The sequence below is a fragment of the Mycobacterium sp. NGS34 genome (genome assembly GCF_059812845.1).
In genome coordinates, this window is the sequence record NZ_JCALDM010000001.1 from 123,190 (window position 1) to 145,622 (window position 22,433).

General features: G+C 69.1%; 18 protein-coding genes. 16 read left to right on the top strand and 2 right to left on the bottom strand.

Annotation, left to right across the window (positions count from 1 at the left end; genetic code table 11):
- The 4 genes from wzt (at position 1) to AC5Y7V_RS00725 (ending at position 3,104) form a co-directional block, all read left to right on the top strand.
- Entirely contained in the window at positions 1-810 is an 810-nt protein-coding gene (gene wzt / locus AC5Y7V_RS00710) for a galactan export ABC transporter ATP-binding subunit Wzt/RfbE (protein ID WP_499878140.1), read from the top strand.
- Positions 807-1,715 (top strand): galactofuranosyltransferase GlfT1, encoded by a 909-nt coding sequence (gene glfT1 / locus AC5Y7V_RS00715; protein ID WP_499878141.1) that lies wholly within the window; start codon positions 807-809, stop codon positions 1,713-1,715. Before wzt ends, glfT1 begins: the two co-directional genes overlap by 4 nt.
- A 73-nt stretch (positions 1,716-1,788) precedes the next feature.
- Entirely contained in the window at positions 1,789-2,619 is an 831-nt protein-coding gene (gene wzm, locus AC5Y7V_RS00720; protein WP_499878142.1) for a galactan export ABC transporter permease subunit Wzm/RfbD, read from the top strand.
- Positions 2,620-2,774: 155 nt separating this feature from the next.
- Positions 2,775-3,104: a hypothetical protein gene (locus AC5Y7V_RS00725; RefSeq protein WP_499878143.1), complete on the top strand. Its 330-nt coding sequence runs from the start codon at positions 2,775-2,777 to the stop codon at positions 3,102-3,104.
- A gap of 22 nt (positions 3,105-3,126) precedes the next feature.
- Here AC5Y7V_RS00725 and AC5Y7V_RS00730 read toward each other — a convergent pair whose 3' ends face one another.
- Entirely contained in the window at positions 3,127-3,852 is a 726-nt protein-coding gene (locus AC5Y7V_RS00730; RefSeq protein WP_499878144.1) for an SHOCT domain-containing protein, read from the bottom strand.
- A gap of 163 nt (positions 3,853-4,015) precedes the next feature.
- Here AC5Y7V_RS00730 and AC5Y7V_RS00735 point away from each other — a divergent pair, with 163 nt between their 5' ends.
- From AC5Y7V_RS00735 to AC5Y7V_RS00780, 10 genes are all read left to right on the top strand, one after another.
- On the top strand, positions 4,016-4,555 hold the full coding sequence (locus tag AC5Y7V_RS00735; protein WP_499878145.1) for a 6-carboxytetrahydropterin synthase: 540 nt from the start codon (positions 4,016-4,018) through the stop codon (positions 4,553-4,555).
- A gap of 169 nt (positions 4,556-4,724) precedes the next feature.
- Positions 4,725-5,204, top strand: coding sequence for a GreA/GreB family elongation factor (locus AC5Y7V_RS00740; protein ID WP_068102513.1), 480 nt, complete (start codon positions 4,725-4,727; stop codon positions 5,202-5,204).
- A gap of 104 nt (positions 5,205-5,308) precedes the next feature.
- Positions 5,309-5,674, top strand: coding sequence for a GtrA family protein (locus AC5Y7V_RS00745; RefSeq protein ID WP_499878885.1), 366 nt, complete (start codon positions 5,309-5,311; stop codon positions 5,672-5,674).
- A gap of 31 nt (positions 5,675-5,705) precedes the next feature.
- Positions 5,706-7,061: a decaprenylphosphoryl-beta-D-ribose oxidase gene (gene dprE1 / locus AC5Y7V_RS00750; RefSeq protein WP_499878146.1), complete on the top strand. Its 1,356-nt coding sequence runs from the start codon at positions 5,706-5,708 to the stop codon at positions 7,059-7,061.
- Positions 7,062-7,838 carry a decaprenylphospho-beta-D-erythro-pentofuranosid-2-ulose 2-reductase gene (gene dprE2, locus AC5Y7V_RS00755; protein WP_499878147.1) on the top strand — a complete coding sequence of 259 codons (777 nt, stop codon included), beginning with the start codon at positions 7,062-7,064 and terminating at the stop codon, positions 7,836-7,838.
- Positions 7,839-7,840: 2 nt separating this feature from the next.
- On the top strand, positions 7,841-9,769 hold the full coding sequence (locus AC5Y7V_RS00760; protein ID WP_499878148.1) for a galactan 5-O-arabinofuranosyltransferase: 1,929 nt from the start codon (positions 7,841-7,843) through the stop codon (positions 9,767-9,769).
- A complete protein-coding gene (locus tag AC5Y7V_RS00765; RefSeq protein ID WP_499878149.1) occupies positions 9,769-13,035 on the top strand; it encodes an arabinosyltransferase domain-containing protein in 3,267 nt (1,088 codons plus the stop codon). Before AC5Y7V_RS00760 ends, AC5Y7V_RS00765 begins: the two co-directional genes overlap by 1 nt.
- A 51-nt stretch (positions 13,036-13,086) precedes the next feature.
- Entirely contained in the window at positions 13,087-13,419 is a 333-nt protein-coding gene (locus tag AC5Y7V_RS00770; RefSeq protein WP_499878150.1) for an ArsR/SmtB family transcription factor, read from the top strand.
- The gene (locus AC5Y7V_RS00775; protein ID WP_499878151.1) at positions 13,416-13,898 is read left to right on the top strand and encodes an SRPBCC family protein; all 483 of its coding nucleotides are present in this window, start codon (positions 13,416-13,418) and stop codon (positions 13,896-13,898) included. Before AC5Y7V_RS00770 ends, AC5Y7V_RS00775 begins: the two co-directional genes overlap by 4 nt.
- Positions 13,895-14,518 (top strand): maleylpyruvate isomerase family mycothiol-dependent enzyme, encoded by a 624-nt coding sequence (locus tag AC5Y7V_RS00780; RefSeq protein ID WP_499878152.1) that lies wholly within the window; start codon positions 13,895-13,897, stop codon positions 14,516-14,518. Before AC5Y7V_RS00775 ends, AC5Y7V_RS00780 begins: the two co-directional genes overlap by 4 nt.
- Positions 14,519-14,520: 2 nt before the next feature.
- On the opposite strand, the gene AC5Y7V_RS00785 is transcribed toward AC5Y7V_RS00780, so the two are convergent.
- A complete protein-coding gene (locus tag AC5Y7V_RS00785; RefSeq protein ID WP_499878153.1) occupies positions 14,521-15,660 on the bottom strand; it encodes a BTAD domain-containing putative transcriptional regulator in 1,140 nt (379 codons plus the stop codon).
- A gap of 141 nt (positions 15,661-15,801) precedes the next feature.
- Here AC5Y7V_RS00785 and AC5Y7V_RS00790 point away from each other — a divergent pair, with 141 nt between their 5' ends.
- Positions 15,802-19,128, top strand: coding sequence for an arabinosyltransferase domain-containing protein (locus tag AC5Y7V_RS00790; protein WP_499878154.1), 3,327 nt, complete (start codon positions 15,802-15,804; stop codon positions 19,126-19,128).
- Positions 19,125-22,373, top strand: a complete 3,249-nt coding sequence (locus AC5Y7V_RS00795; protein WP_499878155.1) for an arabinosyltransferase domain-containing protein — start codon at positions 19,125-19,127, stop codon at positions 22,371-22,373. The genes AC5Y7V_RS00790 and AC5Y7V_RS00795 overlap by 4 nt, the downstream gene beginning before the upstream one ends.
- Positions 22,374-22,433: the final 60 nt, after the last annotated feature.

Here is a 22,433-nt window from a genome sequence, read left to right on the forward strand (position 1 = left end):
ATGACGCTGCCGGGTCCAGGACCTCATATTGAGACGCGCGACGCGTGGGTGGAATTTCCCATCTTCGACGCCAAGTCGCGGTCGTTGAAGAAGGCATTCCTGGGCAAGGCGGGCGGCACGATCGGCCGTAACAGTTCCAACGTGGTGGTCGTCGAGGCGTTGCGCGACATCACCATGAAGCTCGAGTTGGGCGACCGGGTCGGGCTCGTCGGCCACAACGGGGCCGGGAAATCGACGCTGCTGCGCCTACTTTCGGGCATCTACGAGCCAACCCGTGGGTGGGCGAAGGTCACCGGCCGGGTTGCGCCGGTGTTCGATCTCGGTGTCGGAATGGACCCGGAGATCTCGGGCTACGAGAACATCATCATCCGCGGACTGTTCCTGGGGCAGACCCGCAAGCAGATGTTGTCCAAGGTCGACGAGATCGCGGAGTTCACCGAGCTGGGCGACTACCTGTCGATGCCGCTGCGCACCTACTCCACCGGGATGCGGGTCCGGCTGGCCATGGGCGTGGTCACCAGCATCGACCCGGAGATCCTGCTGCTCGACGAGGGCATCGGCGCGGTGGACGCCGACTTCCTCAAGAAGGCCCAGACCCGGCTGCAGCGCCTGGTGGAGCGCTCCGGAATCCTGGTGTTCGCAAGCCATTCCAACGAGTTCCTCGCCCGCTTGTGCAAGACGGCGATGTGGATCGACCACGGCGTCATCCGCATGTCGGGCGGCATCGAGGACGTGGTGCGCGCGTACGAGGGCGAGGACGCCGCGCGGCACGTGCGCGAGGTGCTGGCCGAGACCGCCGGGCAGCCATGAGCGAGACGATCTTCGCCGTCGTGGTCACCCACCGGCGACCCGACGAGCTCGCCAAGTCGCTGGATGTGCTCAGCACGCAAACCCGGTTGCCCGACCACCTGATCGTCGTCGACAACGACGGTGACGGCCGGGTCCGTGATCTGGTTGCCGGCCAACCCATTTCGACGACGTACTTGAGCTCGCGGCGAAACCTCGGCGGCGCAGGCGGCTTCGCGCTGGGCATGCTGCACGCGCTGGCGCAGGGCGCCGACTGGGTGTGGCTCGCCGACGACGACGGGCGACCCCAGGACTCGCAGGTGCTGGCGACGCTACTGGCCTGCGCCGAGAAGTACGGGCTGGCCGAGGTGTCGCCGATGGTGTGCAACATGGACGACCCGGCACGGCTGGCGTTCCCGTTGCGGCGCGGCCTGGTATGGCGCAGGCGCGCAAGCGAATTGCGCACCGAGGAGGGGCAGGATCTGCTGCGCGGAATCGCATCATTGTTCAACGGCGCGCTGTTCAAGGCGTCGACGCTGGAGTCGATCGGCGTGCCGGACCTGCGGCTGTTCGTTCGCGGCGACGAGGTGGAAATGCACCGCCGGCTGGTTCGCTCCGGCCTGCCGTTCGGCACCTGCCTCGACGCGGTCTACCTGCATCCGTGCGGATCCGACGAGTTCAAGCCGATCCTGGGCGGCCGGATGCACACGCAGTATCCCGACGACCCCACCAAGCGGTTCTTCACCTACCGCAACCGCGGCTACCTGATGGCGCAGCCGGGCCTGCGCAAGCTTCTGTTCCAGGAGTGGGTCCGATTCGGCTGGTTCTTCCTGGTGACCCGCCGCGACCCCAAGGGACTGTCCGATTGGATTCGGTTGCGCCGCTTGGGGCGTCGGGAGCGGTTCGGCAAGCCGGGAGGAAGCGCGTGACGCGCGCCGGCGACGATGCAGAGCGGAGCGATGAGGTGGGGGTACCGCCCGCTTGCGGGGGAGAGTGGCGCACATGACGTTTGTCGATGCCGCCGCGCAGTCGCGGACCTTCACCCGCGCCCGCAACGACCTGGTCGCCGGCTTCCGTCGGCACGAGCTGTGGCTGCATCTGGGCTGGCAGGACATCAAGCAGCGCTATCGCCGCTCGGTGCTGGGACCGTTCTGGATCACCATCGCGACCGGAACGACGGCGGTGGCGATGGGCGGCCTGTATTCGAAGCTGTTCCACCTGGATCTGGCGGTGCACCTGCCCTACGTCACGCTCGGGCTGATCATCTGGAACCTGATCAACGCCTCGATCCTGGAGGGCGCCGACGTGTTCGTCGCCAACGAGGGGCTGATCAAGCAACTGCCCACGCCGCTTTCGGTGCACGTCTACCGGCTGGTGTGGCGGCAGATGCTCCTGTTCGCGCACAACATCGTGATCTACGTCGTCGTCGCGATCATCTTTCCCAAGCCGTGGTCGTGGGCCGACCTCTCGGTCATCCCGGCGCTGGCGCTGATCGTGCTCAACTCCATTTGGGTGTCACTGTGTTTCGGCATCCTGGCGACCCGCTACCGCGACATCGGCCCGTTGCTGTTCTCGGTCGTGCAGTTGCTGTTCTTCATGACGCCGATCATCTGGAACGACGACACGCTGCGGGCGCAGGGCGCCGGGCACTGGGCGAGCATCGTCGAACTCAACCCGCTGCTGCACTACCTCGACATCGTCCGCGCCCCGCTGCTGGGCGCGCACCAGGAACTGCGGCACTGGGTGGTGGTCCTGGTGCTGACGGTCGTCGGGTGGCTGCTGGCGGCCTTCGGAATGCGGCAGTACCGCGCCCGGGTGCCGTACTGGGTCTAGCGGGCAAAATGCCGGCCCGTGAATTTGCGCAATTCGCCGCCGCTTCTCGTGGGCGCGAGTTAACTATCCATTCTTGTGATCGGTAGGCGATGCGCCGGCATCTAATGGCGGCACGAAGGTCGCGTCTGGCCCAGTGGAAGGAAGGGAATCGGGACATGAACACCAACGCTCGCCGCATCAAGCGGGTGGCCGCCGGCGCGCTGCTGTCGGGTGGCACCGCGCTCGCCGCCCTTGGCCTCGCCACGGGGACCGCCCACGCGTTCACCTATCCGAAGTCGATCTGCAACTACCACGCGTGCAGCTACATCTGGTGCCCCGACATGCCGCTGCCGCAGCCCAGCGGCGGGACGCCAAACTGGGACATGAACGCCTGCCACCACTTCATGATCGGCATCATGAGCCCGAACTCCCAACCGTGGGTGAGCAACGGCGGAGCCAACCGGCAGGTTGCGCCCATGCTCATCGAGGGCGACCCGGGTCCCTAATCCAGCGTTGCCAAGCGCTGCTTCAGATCTCGCCGATGATCTGCTCTCGCTTGGCCGCGTATTCAGCGTCGGAGATCGCACCCGAGGCGCGCAGGGTCTCGAGCTCCTGCAGGCGCTGGGCGGCCGACGGTTGCGCCGGCGCGAAAGGCGCGCCGCCGGCCATGCCGCCCGTGATCTTGCCCCCGGTGATCACCGTTGGGGTGCTGGGGCGCAACTCGTCCATCACGCGCTGGCTCGGCGCGTCCCGCCCGACCATGAACATGTGCGGGAACCCCGCGCCGGGATTGTTGCGTGCGGCAGCCGATAGGTACCGGTTCCCGCCGCCTTCGATCGGAAGAAAGAGGATCAGGAGTTGGCGATCGTCGGGCACCCCCTTGCTGCGTTCCAGCTGCGGAGTACCGCGGCTGGCGCGAAAGCCGCGGTCCCAGGCTTTCAGGACGTTGCCGGGGACGAGCTGTCCTCCGTTGCGCTTGTCCTCGAGCGCATACACGTGACCCGCCGTGATGGCGAGGATGAAGCTGTCCGGCAGGCCCGCCATCTCCATGTACTTCGCCATCCCGCCGACGTTCGTCATGCTGGGCATCGCTCGACTCATCTTCCGGCTCACGCGCATCCCCCAGCGGGTGACCGCGCCGACGCCGACCGCCTCGGCCGTCATGGCGTCCGTCACCTGCTCGCATCGGGTTGCTGCCACCACAGGCTCGGGAATAACCGATGCGGCGACGGTCGCGGCCTGCTGGTTGATCAACAGTTCTTCCTCGGATAACGCCTTCATCTCGACTCCTGCGGTACTCCCCCGATCAGCGAATGGTCTCACGCGGAAGCCGCGCGGCGGCCGGAATCGACAACGCCCGCTGACGCACCAAGGATCTTTCAAGGATCCGTCAAGGCGCCGACCCGATGCTGCACTCATGAGTCACATCGCCTTCGACGACGACGTCTACGTCGCCACCATTCATCGCGCCGACACCCCGATCGGCAGGGCGGCGCGGTTCCACATGCGCAAGCTCTTCGACGAGCTGCCGTGCTGCCATCGTTCGTGGGCCAATCGCGGCAAGCGTTTCTTCCTGCACGGCTACGAGCGGAGCTTCCAGGTCGAGTTCGCCTGCGCCGAAACCGAACCCGGCACCGGCCTGGTGGTCGACGGCAGCGCCGTCGCCGAAGTCCGGACGGCGCTGCGATACCAGTTCGACCACACCACCCTGATCGCACAGGACGACCCGCAGCGCGACCTGTTCGAACTGCTGGCCGAGCGGGGCGTCGTCGACCTACGCATCATGGACAACACCGGCATGGAGGGTTCGGCGGCCTGGGTGTTCGAGACCGCCGAGCGAATCGTCGCGCTGGCGACCGGCGGCCGGGCGTGGGTGTCCGCGGTGGAGGCGCGCGAGAGCCGCAACAACGTGGTCACCCTTACCGCCGGCCCGGTGACGGCCGGAGGCTGGGCGTAGCGCGCCGAACAAAGCTCACTAGCAAACCGGGATAGATTCGCCGCACTACTGGGTATGTGTACAACAACCAAGTTTCCCTGCGCGTAAGGTGGCGGCTGCCCTGGTGGTGGTGCAACACTGTAGCGCTACAGGTCAGCAAGTGACGGCAGACAGGATCGGGTCGACTGACGTGAGCAAAAAAGCCAAGTCGGCGGCGGATGAGGCGCGGGAAAACCTCGCCGCGGAGCTGGACCGCCTGAAGCAGCGGCGTGATCGCCTCGAGGTCGAGGTAAAAAACGACCGCGGCATGGTCGGCGACCACGGAGACGCGGCCGAGGCGATACAACGCGCGGACGAGCTCGTCGTGCTCGGCGACCGGATCAACGAACTGGACCGGCGCCTGCGCAGCGGACCGTCGCCCTCGGACGACTCCGAGACGCTGCCCGGGGGCACCGAGGTCACCCTGCGGTTCCCCGACGGGGAAGTCGTGACCATGCACGTGATTTCCATCGTCGAGGAGACCCCGATCGGCCGCGAGGCCGAGACGCTGACGGCGCGCAGCCCGTTGGGACAGGCCCTGGCGGGGCGCAAGGCCGGCGACACGGTGACCTACACGACGCCGCAAGGCGAAAACCAGGTCGAGCTCATCGCGGTCAAGCTGCCCCGCTAACTCCTCATGCCGCCGCCGGCGGCCCCGATAGACTCGCCGCAATGATCCCCCCAGAACCAGGCGCCGTTCCCGCGCGCCCACACCCGGGTCTGACGACACAGGTGATGCGCTTCGTCGTCACCGGCGGTATGGCCGGGATCGTCGACTTCGGCCTCTACCTGGTGCTCTACAAGGTGGTGGGACTGCAGGTCGACCTTTCGAAGGCAACCAGTTTCATCGTCGGCACCATCACCGCCTACCTGATCAACCGGCGCTGGACGTTTCAGGCGGCGCCGAGCACCGCGCGGTTCGTCGCGGTCATGGTGCTCTACGCCGTGACCTTCTCGGTGCAGGTCGGCCTCAACCACCTCAGCCTCGCGCTGCTGCACTACCGGACCTGGGCCATACCCGTCGCGTTCGTGATCGCGCAGGGCACGGCGACGGTGATCAACTTCACCGTGCAGCGAGCCGTTATCTTCCGCATCCGCTGACCGACCTGGCCAAGCGGTACCCTCTTTGACGATGTTGACGACCAAACGGCTCACCGGCTGGGGCCGCACGGCACCCTCCGTGGCGACGGTGCTTTCCACGCCCGACCCGGAGGAGATCGCCAAAGCCGTGGCCAACGGGGGTGACCGCGGCGTGATCGCCCGCGGCCTCGGGCGTTCCTACGGCGACAACGCCCAAAACGGCGGGGGCCTGGTCATCGACATGACCGAGCTGAACCGCATTCACTCGATCGACGCCGACAGCGCGCTGGTCGACGTCGATGCCGGGGTCAACCTCGACCAGCTGATGCGGGCCGCGCTCCCATTCGGATTGTGGGTACCGGTCCTGCCGGGCACCCGGCAGGTGACCATCGGCGGCGCGATCGCCTGCGACATCCACGGCAAGAACCATCACAGCGCGGGCAGCTTCGGCAACCACGTGCGCAGCATGGACCTGCTGACCGCCGACGGCCAGGTCCGGACCGTCACCCCGACGGGCCCCGACGCCGAACTGTTCTGGGCCACGGTCGGGGGCAACGGCCTCACCGGGATCATCCTGCGGGCCACCGTCGAGATGACGCCCACGGAGACCGCCTATTTCATCGCCGACGGCGACGTCACCGCCAGCCTGGACGAGACGATCGCGTTTCACAGCGACGGCAGCGAGTCCAACTACACCTATTCCAGCGCGTGGTTCGATGCGATCAGTGCGCCACCGAAACTCGGGCGCGCGGCGATTTCACGCGGCTCGCTTGCCAAGCTCGACCAGTTGCCGCCGAAGCTACGCCGCAGTCCGCTGAAATTCGATGCGCCGCAACTTCTTACGTTCCCCGACGTGTTCCCGAACGGGTTGGCCAACAAGTACACCTTCGGGCCGATCGGCGAGTTGTGGTACCGCAAGTCCGGCACCTACCGCGGCAAGATTCAGAACCTGACGCAGTTCTATCACCCGCTTGACATGTTCGGCGAATGGAACCGCGCCTACGGCCCAGCCGGTTTCGGCCAGTACCAGTTCGTCGTGCCCACCACGGCCGTCGAGGAGTTCAAGAACATCATCCGCGACATCCAAAGGTCCGGGCACTACTCGTTTCTCAATGTGTTCAAGCTGTTCGGCCCCGGCAACCAGGCGCCGCTGAGCTTCCCCATCCCGGGCTGGAACGTGTGCGTCGACTTCCCTATCAAACCGGGGCTCAACGAGTTCCTCAACGAACTCGACCGCCGGGTCCTGGAATTCGGCGGCCGGGTCTACACCGCCAAGGATTCGCGCACCACCGCCGAAACCTTCCATGCCATGTACCCGCGCATCGACGAGTGGATCGCGGTGCGCCGCAAGGTGGATCCGGCGGGGGTGTTCGCCTCCGACATGGCCCGACGCTTGGAGTTGTTGTAAATGGTGCTCGACGCCGTGGGAAATCCGCAGACCATCCTGCTGCTCGGTGGCACCTCCGAGATCGGGCTTGCCATTTGCGAACGCTACCTGCAGAACGCGCAGGCGCGAATCATCCTGGCGGCCATGCCCAATGACCCGGGCCGCGACGACGCGGTGGCCCAGATGAAGGCCGCCGGTGCGCGGTCGGTGGAGCTGATCGACTTCGAGGCCACCGATCCCGACAGCCACCCGAAGATGATCGACGCGGCGTTCAATGCCGGCGGCGCCGGCAATGACATCGACGTGGCCATCGTGGCGTTCGGCATCCTCGGCGACGCCGAGGAGCTGTGGCAGAACCAGCACAAGGCCGTGCTGGCCGCCGAAATCAACTACACCGCAGCCGTTTCCGTCGGCGTGCTGCTGGGCGAGAAGATGCGCGCGCAAGGCTTCGGCCAGATCATCGCGATGAGCTCGGCCGCCGGAGAGCGGGTGCGGCGGTCCAACTTCGTCTACGGCTCGACCAAGGCGGGGCTGGACGGCTTCTATCTGGGCCTGGGCGAGGCGTTGCGCGAGTACGGGGTTCGCGTGCTGGTGATCCGCCCGGGCCAGGTGCGTACCCGGATGAGCGCGCATGTCAAGGAGGCGCCGCTCACCGTCGACAAGGAGTACGTCGCCAACCTCGCGGTGACCGCGTCCGCTAAAGGTAAGGAATTGGTTTGGGCGCCAGCGGCATTCAGGTACGTGATGATGGTGTTGCGGCACATCCCGCGGAGCATCTTCCGCAAGCTGCCGATCTAACCATGCGCAACGCGCTGGCCAGCCTCGGCCAGATGGCCGCCGCGGTGGCGGTCGCCGTCGCCGTGGCGGTGCCCTCGCTGATCGCGATCGCCGGCGTGCAATGGCCGGCCTTCCCGTCGTCGAACCAGCTGCACGCGCTGACCACCGTCGGGCAGGTCGGCTGCCTGGCCGGGCTGGTCGCCGTCGGGCGGGCATGGCGGCTTGGACGGCATCGGTTGCTCGTCCAGCTGGGAGGGCTGGTGTTCGTGTCCGCCTTCACGGTCGTGACGCTCGGCATGCCGCTGGGTGCGACCAAGCTGTATCTGTTCGGCATCTCGGTGGACCAACAGTTCCGCACCGAGTACGTGACCCGGCTCGCGGACAGCCCGGCCCTGCACGACATGACCTACCTCGGGCTGCCGACGTTCTATCCGCCGGGCTGGTTCTGGATCGGCGGCCGCGTCGCGGCGCTGACCGGCACGCCGGCCTGGGAGATGTACAAGCCGTGGGCGATCACCTCGATCACGATCGCGGTGGCCGTCGCACTGGTGCTGTGGTGGCGGATGATCCGCTTCGAGTACGCGCTGATCGTCACGACCGCGACGGCGGCGGTGACGCTGGCCTACAGCTCGCCGGAGCCCTACTCCGCGATGATCACGGTGCTGCTGCCGCCGGTGCTCGTGCTGACGTGGTCGGGATTGCGCGCGGGCGAGCGTGCGGCTGGCCGCACACTCGAGCCCGAGCGTGAAGCTAGCCGCACGCTCGGCGACGGACCGACGGCGCAGGGCTGGGCCGCGGTCGTCGGCGCCGGGCTGTTCCTCGGCTGGGCGGCCACCTGGTACACGCTGTTGTTCGGCTTCAGCGCGTTCACGGTGCTGCTGATGGCGGTGCTGCTGGCCGGCGCGCGCTGGCGGCGCGCCGGCTTCGGGGCCGCGCTCGACCCGCTGCGCCGGCTCGCCGTGATCGCGGCCATCGCGGCGGCCATCGCCAGCACGACGTGGTTGCCGTTCCTGCTGCGGGCGGCGAGCAGCCCGGTCAGCAACGGCGGCAGCGCCTTCCACTACCTGCCGGCCGACGGCGCCGTGCTGACCTTCCCGATGCTGCAGTTCTCGCTGCTGGGGGCGGTCTGCATGCTGGGTGCCCTGTGGCTGGTGGTGCGCGCGCGGTCGTCGGCGCGGGCGGGCGCCCTGGCCATCGGCGTGCTGGCCGTCTACCTGTGGTCGCTGCTGTCGATGCTGACCACGCTGGCGCGCACCACGCTGCTGTCGTTCCGGCTGCAGCCCACGCTGTCCGTGCTGCTGGTCGCCGCCGGCGCATTCGGGTTCATCGAGGCCGTCAAGCACCTCGCCCCACGGAGCCGCGCGATAGCGCCCGTGGCCGGCGCGATCGGCCTGGCCGCCGCGATCGCGTTCAGCCAGGACATCCCCGACGTGCTGCGGCCGGACCTGACAATCGCCTACACGGACACCGACGGCCACGGCCAGCGCGGCGATCGCCGCCCGCCGAGCTCCGAGAAGTTCTACGCCGAGATCGACGCCGCCATCCTGAAGGTGACCGGCAAACCGCGCGACCAGACCGTGGTGATGACCGCCGACTACAGCTTCCTGTCCTACTACCCCTACTGGGGATTCCAGGGGCTGACGTCGCATTACGCCAACCCGCTGGCGCAGTTCGACCTGCGGGCCGCACAGATCGAGAAGTGGTCCAAGCTCAAGACCCCCGACGAGCTCATCCACGCGCTCGACACGTCGCCGTGGCCCCCGCCGACCGTGTTTCTGATGCGCCGCGGCGCCAACAGCACCTACACGTTGCGGTTGGCGCAGGACGTCTACCCGAACCAGCCCAACGTCCGCCGCTACACCGTGGACCTGCCGGCGGCGCTGTTCGCCGATCCCCGTTTCGCCGTCGACACCGTCGGCCCCTTCGTGCTGGCCGTCCGCAAGCCGAGCTGATGGCCACCGAAACCCCGGCTGACTTGGCCGCACAACTACCATCTACCCCCGTGGAGGACGCGGGAGGTAACCACCGGATCGCCCGGGTCGTTGCTACCGTCGCCGGTCTGCTGGGCGCCCTGCTGGCGATCGCCACCCCGGTGCTGCCGGTCAACCAGACCACCGCCCAACTGAACTGGCCGCAGAACGGCACGTTCGGCAGCATCGACGCGCCGCTGATCAGTTATGTGGCAACGGATTTGAACATCGCCGTGCCGTGTCAGGCAGCCGCCGGGCTGGCCGGCCCGCAGAACGCCGGCAAGACGGTCCTGCTGTCGACCGTGCCCAAACAGGCCCCCAAGGCCGTCGACCGCGGACTGCTGATCCAGCGCGCCAACGACTATCTGGTGCTGGTGGTGCGCAACGTCGCAGTGGTCACCGCCCCGCTGAGCCAGGTGCTCAGCCCGGCCTGCCAGCGGCTGACCTTCACCGCGCACGCCGACCGCGTCACCGCCGAATTCGTCGGCCTCACCCAGGGGCCCAACGCCGAGCATCCGGGCGCGCCACTGCGCGGTGAGAAGAGCGGCTACGACTTCCGGCCGCAGATCGTCGGCGTGTTCACCGACCTCACCGGGCCGGCGCCGCCCGGCCTGAGCTTCTCGGCCACCGTCGACACCCGCTACAGCAGCAGCCCCACCCAGCTGAAGATGGCGGCGATGATCCTCGGGGTGGTGCTGACCGCCGCCGCCCTGGTGGCACTGCACGTCCTCGACACCGCCGACGGCACCCGGCACCGACGCTTCCTGCCCGCCCGCTGGTGGTCGATCGGCGGCCTGGACGCCCTGGTCATCGCGGTGCTGACGTGGTGGCATTTCGTCGGCGCCAACACCTCCGACGACGGCTACATCCTGACCATGGCCCGGGTGTCCGAGCACGCCGGCTACATGGCCAACTACTACCGCTGGTTGGGCACGCCCGAGGCCCCGTTCGGCTGGTACTACGACCTGCTGGCGGTGTGGGCCCATGTCAGCACCACCAGCATCTGGATGCGGCTGCCCACCCTGGCGATGGCGCTGACGTGCTGGTGGGCGATCAGCCGCGAGGTCATGCCCCGCCTGGGTCACGCCGTGAAGACCAACCGGGCGGCGGCGTGGACGGCCGCGGGGCTGTTCCTGGCGACCTGGCTGCCGCTGGACAACGGGCTTCGCCCCGAGCCGATCATCGCCCTGGGCATCCTGCTCACCTGGTGCTCGGTGGAGCGGGCGGTGGCCACCAACCGGCTGCTGCCGGTGGCGATCGCGTGCATCATCGGCGCGCTGACCTTGTTCTCCGGTCCGACGGGCATCGCCTCGATCGGCGCGCTGCTGGTCGCGATCGGTCCGCTGCGCACCATCATCCACCGGCGATCCAGACAGTTCGGGGTGCTGCCGCTGGTGGCGCCCCTGCTGGCCGCGGCCACCGTCACCGTGATCCTGATCTTCCGCGACCAGACCCTGGCCGGTGAAATGCAGGCGACCGGGCTCAAGCGCGCGCTTGGACCCAGCCTGAGCTGGTTCGACGAACACCTCCGCTACGAGCGGCTGTTCATGGCCAGCCCCGACGGGTCGGTCGCCCGCCGATTCGCGGTGCTGGCTCTGGTGTTGGCGCTGGCGATCACGGTCGCAATGTCGCTGCGCAAGGGCCGGATTCCCGGCACGGCGGCCGGGCCGAGCCGCCGCATCGTCGGGATCACCATCATCTCGTTCGTCGCGATGATGTTCACCCCCACCAAATGGACCCACCACTTCGGGGTGTTCGCCGGGCTGGCCGGGCCGCTGGGCGCGCTGGCCGCGGTCGCCGTGACCTCCGTCGCCATGCGGTCCCGGCGCAACCGCACCGTATACGCCGCCGTGGTGGTGTTCCTGTTGGCACTGTCGTTCGCCAGCGTCAACGGCTGGTGGTACGTCTCGAACTTCGGTGTGCCGTGGTCGAATTCGTTCCCCGCGTGGCACTACGCCTTCGCCACGGCCCTGCTCGGGCTAACGCTGTTGGTGCTGCTGCTGGCCTCGTGGTTCCACTTCGTCAACCCGGATAACGGGCCGCCCAGGACCCGCTACGGCGCACGCGTGGCCGGAATCATCCAGTCTCCCTTGGCAATTGCGGCGTGGATCCTGGTGGTGTTCGAGGTCGCATCTCTGACGCTGGCGATGACCGACCAGTACCCGGCGTGGTCGGTCGGCCGCTCCAACCTCGAGGCGCTGACCGGCAAGTCCTGCGGGCTGGCCGAGGACGTGCTCGTCGAGCCGGACCCCAACGCCGGCATGCTGACCCCGGTCGGCGCCACGGTGGCCGACGCGCTGGGGGCGGGCCTGTCGGAAGCGTTCACCCCCAACGGCATTCCCGCCGACGTGCGCGCCGACCCGGTGATGGAACGTCCCGGTGACCGCAGCTTCATCAATGAGGACAGGTCGACCACCGGCGCCGAGCCCGGCACCGAGGGCGGCACCAACCCGGCACCGGGGATCAACGGGTCGGTCGCCCAGCTGCCCTACAACCTCGATCCGGCCCGCACCCCGGTGCTCGGCAGCTGGCGCGCGGGCATCCAGGTTCCGGCGCACCTGCGCTCGGGCTGGTACCGGCTGCCCGCCCGCGACAAGGCGCGACCGCTGCTGGTGGTCAGCGCGGCGGGCCGCTTCGACCCCCGCGAGGTTCAGGTGCAGTGGGCCACCGACGACGAAGCGGCCGGCGGGCACCCCGGCGGCTCGTTCCAGTTGTCGGACGTCGGCGCCTCCCCCGCCTGGCGCAACCTGCGGCTGCCGCTGTCGGCCATCCCGGACACCGCCACCCAGATCCGCCTGGTCGCCGACGACGAAGACCTGGCGCCGCAGCACTGGATCGCGCTGACGCCCCCGCGGATCCCGCAGCTGCGCACGCTGCAGGACGTCGTCGGGTCCAAAGACCCGGTGTTCCTGGATTGGCTTGTCGGCCTGGCGTTTCCGTGTCAGCGCCCGTTCGGCCATCAAAACGGCGTCGACGAGACGCCGAAGTGGCGCATCCTGCCGGACCGCTTCGGCGCCGAGGCCAACTCACCGGTGATGGACAACAACGGCGGCGGCCCGTTGGGCGTAACCGAATTGCTGGTGAAGGCGACCACGATGGCGACGTACCTGAAGGACGACTGGTCGCGTGACTGGGGCTCGCTGCAACGGTTGACGCCCTTCTACCCCGACGCCCAGCCCGCCCAGCTGCAGCTCGGAATCGCGACGCGCAGCGGCCTGTGGAACCCGGCACCGCTGCGCCGCACCTAGCGATACGGGACCCTTGCCGGCGCCCCATCGGTAAGCCTAGACTTACGGTTCGTGGCCACTTACCGAGCCACCCGCGACGGTGACGCCTGGCTGGCGCTGGCCGACGGAACGCGGCGCTCCATCGTGGAACGCCTTGCCCACGGCCCGGCGGCGGTCGGCGAGTTGGCCCGCGACCTGCCCGTCAGCCGGCCGGCCGTTTCCCAGCACCTCAAAGTCCTCAAGTCCGCGGGTCTGGTTCGCGACCGCGCCGCCGGAACGCGTCGCGTCTACCAACTCGACCCGACCGGCCTCGAGGCCCTGCGCGCCGAGCTCGACCGGTTCTGGACCCAGGCGTTGGCCGCCTACGCGGAAGTGATCGACGTGAGCAAGGGGGAACCGTCATGACCCGACCACCGAACGTCGCGCACCACGTCGTCGTCAACGCGCCGATCGAGCGCGCGTTCGCCGTCTTCACCGAGCGGTTCGGTGACTTCAAGCCCCGCGAACACAACCTGCTCGCCGCCCCGATCGCCGAGACCGTGTTCGAGCCCGTCGTCGGTGGGCACATCTACGATCGCGGCGCCGACGGCAGCGTCTGCCGGTGGGCGCGCATCCTGGCCTACGAGCCGCCGCATCGTGTGGTGTTCAGCTGGGACATCGGCCCCACCTGGCAGCTGGAATCCGATCCGGCCAAGACCAGCGAGGTCGAGGTCCGGTTCACCGCCGAGTCCGGCGACCGCACGCGCGTCGAGCTCGAACACCGCCACCTCGACCGGCACGGTCCGGGCTGGGAGCCCCTCGCCGATGGCGTCGACGGCGACGCCGGCTGGCCGCTGTATCTGGACCGCTACGAGCGCCTGCTCAGCGTGGAGGCGAATCGATGACGGCGTCCCTGATGACCATGGCGCACGCCGAGCGCGCCGACCTCGCCGACTTCCTGGCCACCCTCACGCCAGGGGACTGGCAGCGCCCGAGCCTGTGCACGAAATGGACCGTCAAAGACGTTGTCGCGCATGTGATCAGCTACGAAGAGCTGGGCGTCGCGGGGCTGCTGAAGCGGTTCGCCAAGGGCTGGGTCGTGCGGGCCAACCAGGTGGGCGTCGACGAGTTCTCCGCGCTGGGCCCCGAACAGCTCCTCGAGTTCCTCCGCAGCCACCTCGAACCACGGGGTCTGACAGCGGGTTTCGGCGGAATGATCGCGCTCGTCGACGGCACCATCCACCACCAGGACATCCGCCGCTCGCTGGGCCGGCCGCGCACGGTCCCCGCCGATCGGCTGCGGCGGGTCCTCGGCCTGGTGCCGGGCAACCCCCGCCTGGGGGCGGGACGCCGCATCCGGGGGCTGCGCTTGCGCGCCACCGACGTCGACTGGACACACGGCAACGGACCCGAGGTCAGCGGCCCCGGCGAGGCGCTGCTCATGGCGATGACCGGTCGCCCCGCGGCGCTCGCCGAGCTCGGCGGCCCCGGCCGAGACACGCTGGCGAAGCGGCTGACGAAATAGCCTCAGCCCGGGCCGATTTCGAAGGTGAACTCGTGGCCGCCGATGCGGATGCGGTCGCCGTTGGCCAGGGTGGCGCTGCCGCGGATGCGCTGGCCTCCCACCTCCACCCCGTTGGTGGACCGCAGGTCGGTCATCATGAAACCGGTCCCCGTGTCGGTGATGACGGCGTGGTGGCGGCTGACGTCGGTGTCGTCGAGAACCACGTCGTTGTCGGTGAAGCGCCCGATCCTGGTGGTCGCTCCCGTCAGCGGGTGAATCCGCCCGGTCTGGTCGACCAGCCGGGCAACGGCGGATTCCGCGAGCTGGATGCTGGCGGTCGTGGGCTCCTGCTTATAGGCGCCGCGCTTGTGGGTGGTCAGGTCGGCCCGCCTCAGACCCAACGGTTCCTGGCGCAGGATCCGCTCGTGCAGCGCGGTCACGGTGCGGCCGGGGTCGATGCCGAGCCCCTCGGCCAGCGCCGTCTTCAGCCGCCGGTAGGCGCCGAGCGCGTCGGACTGGCGCTCGGTGACGTAGTAGGCGGTGATCAGCTGCGCCCACAGCGGTTCGCGGTAGGGATGTTCGGCGGTGAGGGCCTCGAGTTCGGCGATGACCTCACCGGCGCGTCCGCACGCGATCTCGGCCTCGGCACGGGCGGTGTGGGTGGCCACGTTTTCTTCCATCAGCGCGGTGGCGAAGGCGTCGACGAAGGCGAAGCCGCGCAGGTCGTCGAGCACTGGCCCGCGCCATTCGCCCAGCGCCAGCGAGAATTGCCGGCTGGCGTCCTCGAAGCGTCCGGCCGCGGCGGCCTGGTTGCCCGCGAGCTTCGCGATCGCGAAGCGCCCGAGGTCGCAGTCGGCGTCGGCGACGCTGAGCTGGTATCCCGGCGGGGCGCTCGCCAGCACCTGGTACGGGTCGGCCCCGGCGTCGCGGAGCAGCCGGCGCAGGTTCGACACGTGGGCCTGGATGCTGGTGCGCGCGGCCGGCACCGGGTCCTCGTCCCATACCGCGTTGATCAGCGAGTCAACGGAAACCGGCCGGTTGCGGTTGATCAGCAGCATCGCCAGCACGGCCCGTTGCTTGGGCGCGCCCACCGAGACCCGGACCCCGTGGCTGGTCATCAGCAACGGTCCCAAGACGCCGAAGCCGAGACCTGTGTTCGTCATCGCGCCGCCAGCCTCCTGGGTTATCGGGGCCGTTCTTGAAACGAGAGTCTATTTCGCAGCCCGGGCGCGGCAAATTAGCACGCCGTCAAGGCGGCCCCGCGTCCAAAAGGGACAAAGCCGCGTCCCTTACGATCGAGCCTCGTGCCCCCCGACCGGAATGAGCGATCGCTGCGCGTCCCGCGGCTGATCGCCGTCGTCGCGGGGCTCGCCGGTCTGCTGCTGTGCCTGATCGTTCCGCTGCTTCCGGTGAAGCAGACGACGGCGACGGTGCTGTGGCCCCAGGGCGTGGCCGACGGGCACGTCACCCAGATCACCGCCCCGTTGGTGTCGGGGGCGCCGCGGGCGCTGGACATCTCGATCCCGTGCTCGGCGATCGCCACGCTGCCCGCCAACGGCGGATTGGTCGTCTCGACGCTGCCGGCCGGTGGCGTGGACACCGGCAAGAACGGGCTGTTCGTGCGCGCCGACAAGGACGTCGTCGTCGTCGCGTTCCGCGACACCGTGGCCGCGGTGGCCAAGCGCCCGGCCGTCGTGGCCGGCGCGTGCAGCGTCCTGCACGTCTGGGCCGATGCGGGCGCGGCGGGCGCCGATTTCGTCGGCATCCCGGGCGCCTCGGGGACGCTGCCGTCGGAGAAGAAGCCTCAGGTGGGCGGCATCTTCACCGATTTGAAGGTGCCACCGCAGCCGGGGCTGTCGGCCCGCGTCGACATCGACACCCGGTTCATCATGGCGCCCACCGCGTTGAAGACGCTCGCGATGGCCGTCGGGACCCTGGCGGTCCTGCTCGCCATCGCCGCGATGGCGGCGCTGGACCGGCGCAGCCGCGGCGGCGACATCGGAGTCAACTGGCGATCGCCGATCGCTTGGCTGTCGCGGTACCGCCCGCGGGCCCAGTGGGCCACCTGGTGGCGCGTCGGCGCCGCGACGTGGCTCGCCGACGCCTGCGTCATCGGCACCCTGCTGGTCTGGCACGTCATCGGCGCGACGTCGTCGGACGACGGCTACAACCTGACCATCGCCCGGGTGGCGCCGAAGGCCGGGTACGTCGCCGACTACTACCGCTACTTCGGGACGACGGACGCGCCGTTCGACTGGTATCTCGCGGTGCTGGCGAAGCTGGCGTCGGTCAGCACCGCCGGCGTGTGGATGCGGCTGCCGGCGACGCTGGCCGGGATCGCCTGCTGGCTGATCATCGGCCACTGGGTGCTGCGCCGGCTGGGGCCCGGGCGCGGCGGCCTGGGGGGCAACCGGGTGGCGGTGTTGACCGCCGGCGCGGTCTTCCTGGCCGCCTGGCTGCCGTTCAACAACGGCCTGCGGCCCGAGCCGATCATCGCGCTGGGCGTGATCGTGACCTGGATGCTGGTGGAACGCGCGATCGCGCTGGGCCGGCTGGCTCCCGCCGCGGTCGCCATCATCGTCGCGATGCTGACCGCGACGCTGGCCCCGCAGGGGCTGATCGCCGTCGCCGCGCTGCTGACCGGGGCCCGGGCGATCGCCCAGACGATCCGGCGCCGCCGCGCGACCGACGGGCTGCTAGCCCCGCTGGTGGTGCTGGGCGCGTCCCTGTCGCTGATCACCGTCGTGGTGTTCCGCAGCCAGACGCTGGCCACGATCGCCGAGTCGGCGCGCATCAAGTACAAGGTCGGCCCGACGATCGCCTGGTACCAGGACTGGCTGCGCTACTACTTCCTCACCGTGGAATCCAACCCCGACGGGTCGATGGCGCGGCGATTCGCCGTGCTGGTGCTGCTGCTGTGCATGTTCGGCATGCTGGCGGTGCTGCTGCGGCGCGGCCGGGTGCCCGGGCTGGCCAGCGGCCCGGCGTGGCGGCTGATCGGCACCACCGCGGCCGGCCTGCTGCTGTTGACGTTCACGCCGACGAAGTGGGCCGTGCAGTTCGGCGCGTTCGCCGGGCTGGCCGGCGCCCTGGGCGCGGTCACCGCGTTCGCCTTCGCCCGGATCGGGCTGCACAACCGCCGCAACCTGACGCTGTACGTGACGGCGCTGCTGTTCGTGCTGGCGGTGGCGACTTCCGGCGTCAACGGCTGGTTCTACGTCGGCAACTACGGGGTGCCGTGGTGGGACATCCAGCCGGTGGTCGCGAGCCATCCGGTGACGTCGATGTTCCTGACGTTGTCGATCCTGACCGGGCTGCTCGCCGCCTGGCAGCACTTCCGGATGGACTACGCCGGGCACACCGAGGTCAAGGACAGCCGGCGCAACCGCGTGCTGGCCTCCACGCCGCTGCTGGTTGTCGCGACGATCATGGTGCTCGGCGAGGTCGGCTCGCTGGCCAAGGGGGCGGCGGTCCGCTACCCGCTCTACACCACCGGCAAGGCCAACCTGGCCGCCATCACGTCCGGGCTGTCGCCGACCAGCTGCGCGATGGCCGATGACGTGCTGGCCGAGCCCGACCCCAATGCCGGTCTGCTGCAACCGGTTCCGGGGCAGACGTTCGGGCCCGACGGACCGCTCGGCGGCCTCAACCCCGTCGGCTTCAAACCCGAGGGCGTGGGCGACGACCTGAGGTCGAACCCCGTCGTCACCAAGCCCGGGGTGGTGAATTCCGACGCGTCGCCCAACAAGCCCAACGCCGCCATGAGTGACTCCGCGGGCACGGCCGGCGGCAAGGGCCCGGCCGGAATGAACGGGTCGCACGCGGCGCTGCCGTTCGGCCTGGATCCGGCCCGCACCCCGGTCATGGGCAGCTACGGCGAGAACTCCCTGGCTGCCACCGCCACGTCGTCCTGGTACCAGTTGCCGCCGCGAACCGGCGACCGGCCGCTCGTGGTGGTCTCGGCCGCCGGCGCCATCTGGTCCTACAAGGAGGACGGCACCTTCACCTACGGGCAGTCGCTGAAACTCCAATGGGGAGTTAGTCGCCCCGACGGCAGTACCCAGCCGCTCGCCGAGGTGCAGCCGATCGACATCGGTCCCGAGCCGGCGTGGCGCAACCTGCGGTTCCCGCTGGCCTGGGCGCCGCCGGAGGCTAACGTGGCACGCATCGTCGCCTACGACCCGAATCTGAGTTCCGAGCAGTGGTTCGCGTTCACGCCGCCGCGCGTCCCGGTGCTGCAGACCATGCAGCAGCTGATCGGCTCGCAGGACCCGGTGCTGATGGACATCGCGACCGCCGCCAACTTCCCCTGCCAGCGGCCGTTCTCCGAACACCTTGGCGTTGCCGAACTTCCGCGATACCGCATCCTGCCCGACCACAAACAGACGGCGTCGTCGTCCAACGGGTGGGAGGCCAGCGAGACCGGCGGCCCGTTCCTGATCACCCAGGCGATGCTGCGCACCTCGACGATCTCCACCTACCTGAGCGGTGACTGGTATCGCGACTGGGGCTCGGTCGAGAAGTATTACGCGCTGGTGCCGGCCGACCAGGCGCCGGTCGCCGTCGTCGAACAGGGCGTCACCACCGTGAGCGGCTGGAGCCGGTCCGGGCCGATCAGGGCGCTGCCATGAGCGTCACCGACCACGCACGCCAGGCGCCCGCCGCGCCGTCGGACGCCGTCCGGGACGTGCGGACGACGCGCTGGGTCGCGACCATCGCCGGCCTGATCGGTTTCGTCCTGTCGATCGCCACACCGCTGCTGCCCGTCGTGCAGACCACCGCGATGCTGAACTGGCCGCAAAACGGCCAGCTGAATAACGTTACGGCGCCGCTGATCTCGCTGACGCCGGTCGACGTGTCGGTGACCGTGCCGTGCTCGGTGGTGCGCGACCTACCACCCGAGGGCGGGGTGGTGCTCAGCACGGCGCCCAAGAAAGGCAAGGACGCCGCCCTCAATGCGTTGTTCGTCGTCGTCAGCAGCAAGCGCGTCGACGTCACCGACCGCAACGTGGTCATCGCCAGCGTGCCCCGAGACCAGGCGGCGTCGCCGCAATGCCAGCAGATCGAGATCACGTCCACGCTGGCCGGGACCTTCGCCACCTTCGTCGGGCTGAGCGATCCGGCGGGCAAGCCGGTGCGCGGCGGCTTCCCCGATCCGAACCTGCGCCCTCAGATCGTCGGGGTGTTCACGGATCTGAGCGGCCCGGCGCCCCCCGGCCTGCGGTTCTCGGCGACCATCGACACCCGGTTCTCCACCACGCCAACGACTTTGAAGCTGGCCGCGATGGTGCTGGCGATCCTGTCCACCATCGTCGCGCTGGTGGCGCTGTGGCGCCTCGACCAGCTCGACGGCCGGCGCATGCACCGGTTGATCCCGACGCGCTGGCGCAAGTTCACGCTCGTGGACGCCACGGTGATATTCGGCTTCCTGCTGTGGCATCTGATCGGCGCCAATTCGTCGGACGACGGCTACATCCTCGGCATGGCCCGTGTCGCCGACCACGCCGGGTACATGTCCAACTACTTCCGCTGGTTCGGCAGCCCGGAGGACCCGTTCGGCTGGTACTACAACCTGCTGGCGCTGATGACCCACGTGAGCGACGGCAGCCTGTGGATGCGGCTGCCCGACCTGGTCGCCGGGCTGGTCTGCTGGCTGCTGCTGTCGCGTGAGGTGTTGCCGCGGCTGGGGCCGGCGGTGACGTCCAGCACCGCGGCCAACTGGGCGGCGGGCATGGTGCTGCTGGCCGGGTGGATGCCGTTCAACAACGGCCTGCGCCCCGAGCCGATCATCGCGCTGGGTTCGCTGATCACCTACGTGCTGATCGAGCGCTCGATGTGCGCCTCCCGGCTGACGCCGGCGGCGCTGGCGGTGATCACCGCGGCGTTCACGCTCGGCGTGCAGCCCACCGGCCTGATCGCGGTGGCCGCTCTGGTCGCCGGTGGCCGGCCGATCCTGCGGATCCTGGTGCGCAGGCATCGCCTGGTCGGCACCTGGCCCCTGGTGGCGCCGATCCTGGCGGCCGGCACGGTGATCCTCACCGTGGTGTTCGCCGACCAGACGCTGTCAACGGTGTTGGAGGCCACCAGGATTCGCACCGCGATCGGCCCCAGCCAGGCCTGGTACACCGAGAACCTGCGCTACTACTACCTGATCCTGCCGACCGTCGACGGCTCGCTGTCGCGCCGATTCGGCTTCCTCATCAGCGCGCTGTGCCTGTTCACCGCCCTGTTCATCATGTTGCGCCGCAAGCGAGTCCCGGGGGTGGCCCGCGGCCCGGCGTGGCGGCTGATGGGCGTCATCTTCGCCACCATGTTCTTCCTGATGTTCACGCCCACCAAGTGGGTGCACCACTTCGGGCTGTTCGCCGCGGTGGGCGCCGCGATGGCGGCGCTGACCACGGTGCTGGTTTCGCCGAAGGTGCTGCGCTGGTCGCGCAACCGGATGACGTTCGCGGCCGCGGTGTTGTTCCTGCTGGCGCTGTGTTTCGCGACCACCAACGGCTGGTGGTACGTGTCCAGCTACGGCGTCCCGTTCAACAACGTCATGCCGAGGTTCGCCGGAATCAGCATCAGCACAGTGTTTTTCGTCCTGTTCGCGATCGCGGCGGTCTGGGCGTTCTGGCTGCATTTCGCGTCGCGCGAGCACGGCGAGGGCCGGCTGGCGCGGGCGGTGACGGCGGCGCCGGTGCCGATCGCGGCCGGTTTCATGGTGCTGGTGTTCATCGCCTCGATGGTCGCGGGAACCGTACGGCAGTACCCCACCTACTCCAACGGCTGGGACAACCTGCGCGAGTTCGCCGGCGGTTGCGCGCTGGCCGACGACGTGCTCGTCGAACCGGACAGCAACGCCGGCTTCATGGCCCCCCTGCCCGGCGATTACGGCCCGCTCGGCCCGCTCGGCGGCATCAACCCGGCGGGGTTCTCCCCCAACGGCGTACCCGACCACACCGTCGCCGAGGCGGTTCAGGAGACGTCGGTGCCGCAGCCGGGCACCGATTACGACTGGTACGCGTACGACTGGCGCGCGCCGACCAAGCTGAAGGCGCCGGGTATCAACGGATCCCTGGTTCCGCTGCCGTACGGCCTCAACACCGACCAGGTTCCGCTGGCCGGCAGCTACACCACCGGCGCCCAACAGCAGAGCAGGCTCACCTCGGCGTGGTACCAGCTGCCCAAGGCCGACGACGGCCATCCCCTGCTGGTGGTGACCGCCGCCGGCACCATCGCCGGCAACAGCGTGCTGCACGGGCACACCAGCGGGCAGACCGTCGAACTCGAATACGGCCGGCCCGGCCCGGGCGGTGAGATCGTGCCGTCCGGGCGACTGGTGCCCTACGACCTGAACGGCGAACAGCCCAAGGCGTGGCGCAACCTGCGCTTCGCGCGCGACAAGATGGCCGCGGACGCGGTGGCGGTCCGGGTGGTCGCCGAGGACCTCTCCCTGACGCCGGACGACTGGATCGCGGTGACCCCGCCGCGGGTGCCGGAGCTGCGTTCGCTGCAGGAGTACGTCGGCTCGTCGCAGCCGGTGCTGATGGACTGGGCCGTCGGGTTGGCGTTCCCGTGCCAGCACCCGATGCTGCACGCCGACGGCGTCACCGAGATCCCGAAGTTCCGCATCACGCCCGACTACAACGCCAAGAAGCAGGACACCGACACCTGGGAGGACGGCGTCAACGGCGGCCTGCTGGGGATCACGGACCTGCTGCTGCGGGCGCACGTGATGTCCACGTACCTGTCCCGGGACTGGGGCCGCGACTGGGGCTCGCTGCGCCGATTCGAAACCATCGCCGAGGCGCATCCCGCGCAGCTGGAACTGGGCACCGCGACCCGCAGCGGGTTGTGGTCGCCGGGACCGATCCGAATCAAGCCCTAATTAAACGCGGATACAGTTATTGCGCGGAGTTATCGGGCGCCATTAATTTGTCGCCCGTGG

Excerpts from the sequence above, each read along its gene's own strand:
- wzm (WP_499878142.1), top strand. The coding sequence starts at position 1,789 with ATGACGTTTGTCGATGCCGCCGCGCAGTCGCGGACCTTCACCCGCGCC.
- AC5Y7V_RS00785 (WP_499878153.1), bottom strand. The coding sequence starts at position 15,660 with ATGACGAACACAGGTCTCGGCTTCGGCGTCTTGGGACCGTTGCTGATG.
- wzt (WP_499878140.1), top strand. The coding sequence starts at position 1 with ATGACGCTGCCGGGTCCAGGACCTCATATTGAGACGCGCGACGCGTGG.
- AC5Y7V_RS00795 (WP_499878155.1), top strand. The coding sequence starts at position 19,125 with ATGAGCGTCACCGACCACGCACGCCAGGCGCCCGCCGCGCCGTCGGAC.
- glfT1 (WP_499878141.1), top strand. The coding sequence starts at position 807 with ATGAGCGAGACGATCTTCGCCGTCGTGGTCACCCACCGGCGACCCGAC.
- AC5Y7V_RS00760 (WP_499878148.1), top strand. The coding sequence starts at position 7,841 with ATGCGCAACGCGCTGGCCAGCCTCGGCCAGATGGCCGCCGCGGTGGCG.
- AC5Y7V_RS00735 (WP_499878145.1), top strand. The coding sequence starts at position 4,016 with ATGAGTCACATCGCCTTCGACGACGACGTCTACGTCGCCACCATTCAT.
- AC5Y7V_RS00765 (WP_499878149.1), top strand. The coding sequence starts at position 9,769 with ATGGCCACCGAAACCCCGGCTGACTTGGCCGCACAACTACCATCTACC.
- dprE1 (WP_499878146.1), top strand. The coding sequence starts at position 5,706 with ATGTTGACGACCAAACGGCTCACCGGCTGGGGCCGCACGGCACCCTCC.
- AC5Y7V_RS00780 (WP_499878152.1), top strand. The coding sequence starts at position 13,895 with ATGACGGCGTCCCTGATGACCATGGCGCACGCCGAGCGCGCCGACCTC.
- AC5Y7V_RS00725 (WP_499878143.1), top strand. The coding sequence starts at position 2,775 with ATGAACACCAACGCTCGCCGCATCAAGCGGGTGGCCGCCGGCGCGCTG.
- dprE2 (WP_499878147.1), top strand. The coding sequence starts at position 7,062 with ATGGTGCTCGACGCCGTGGGAAATCCGCAGACCATCCTGCTGCTCGGT.
- AC5Y7V_RS00745 (WP_499878885.1), top strand. The coding sequence starts at position 5,309 with ATGCGCTTCGTCGTCACCGGCGGTATGGCCGGGATCGTCGACTTCGGC.
- AC5Y7V_RS00775 (WP_499878151.1), top strand. The coding sequence starts at position 13,416 with ATGACCCGACCACCGAACGTCGCGCACCACGTCGTCGTCAACGCGCCG.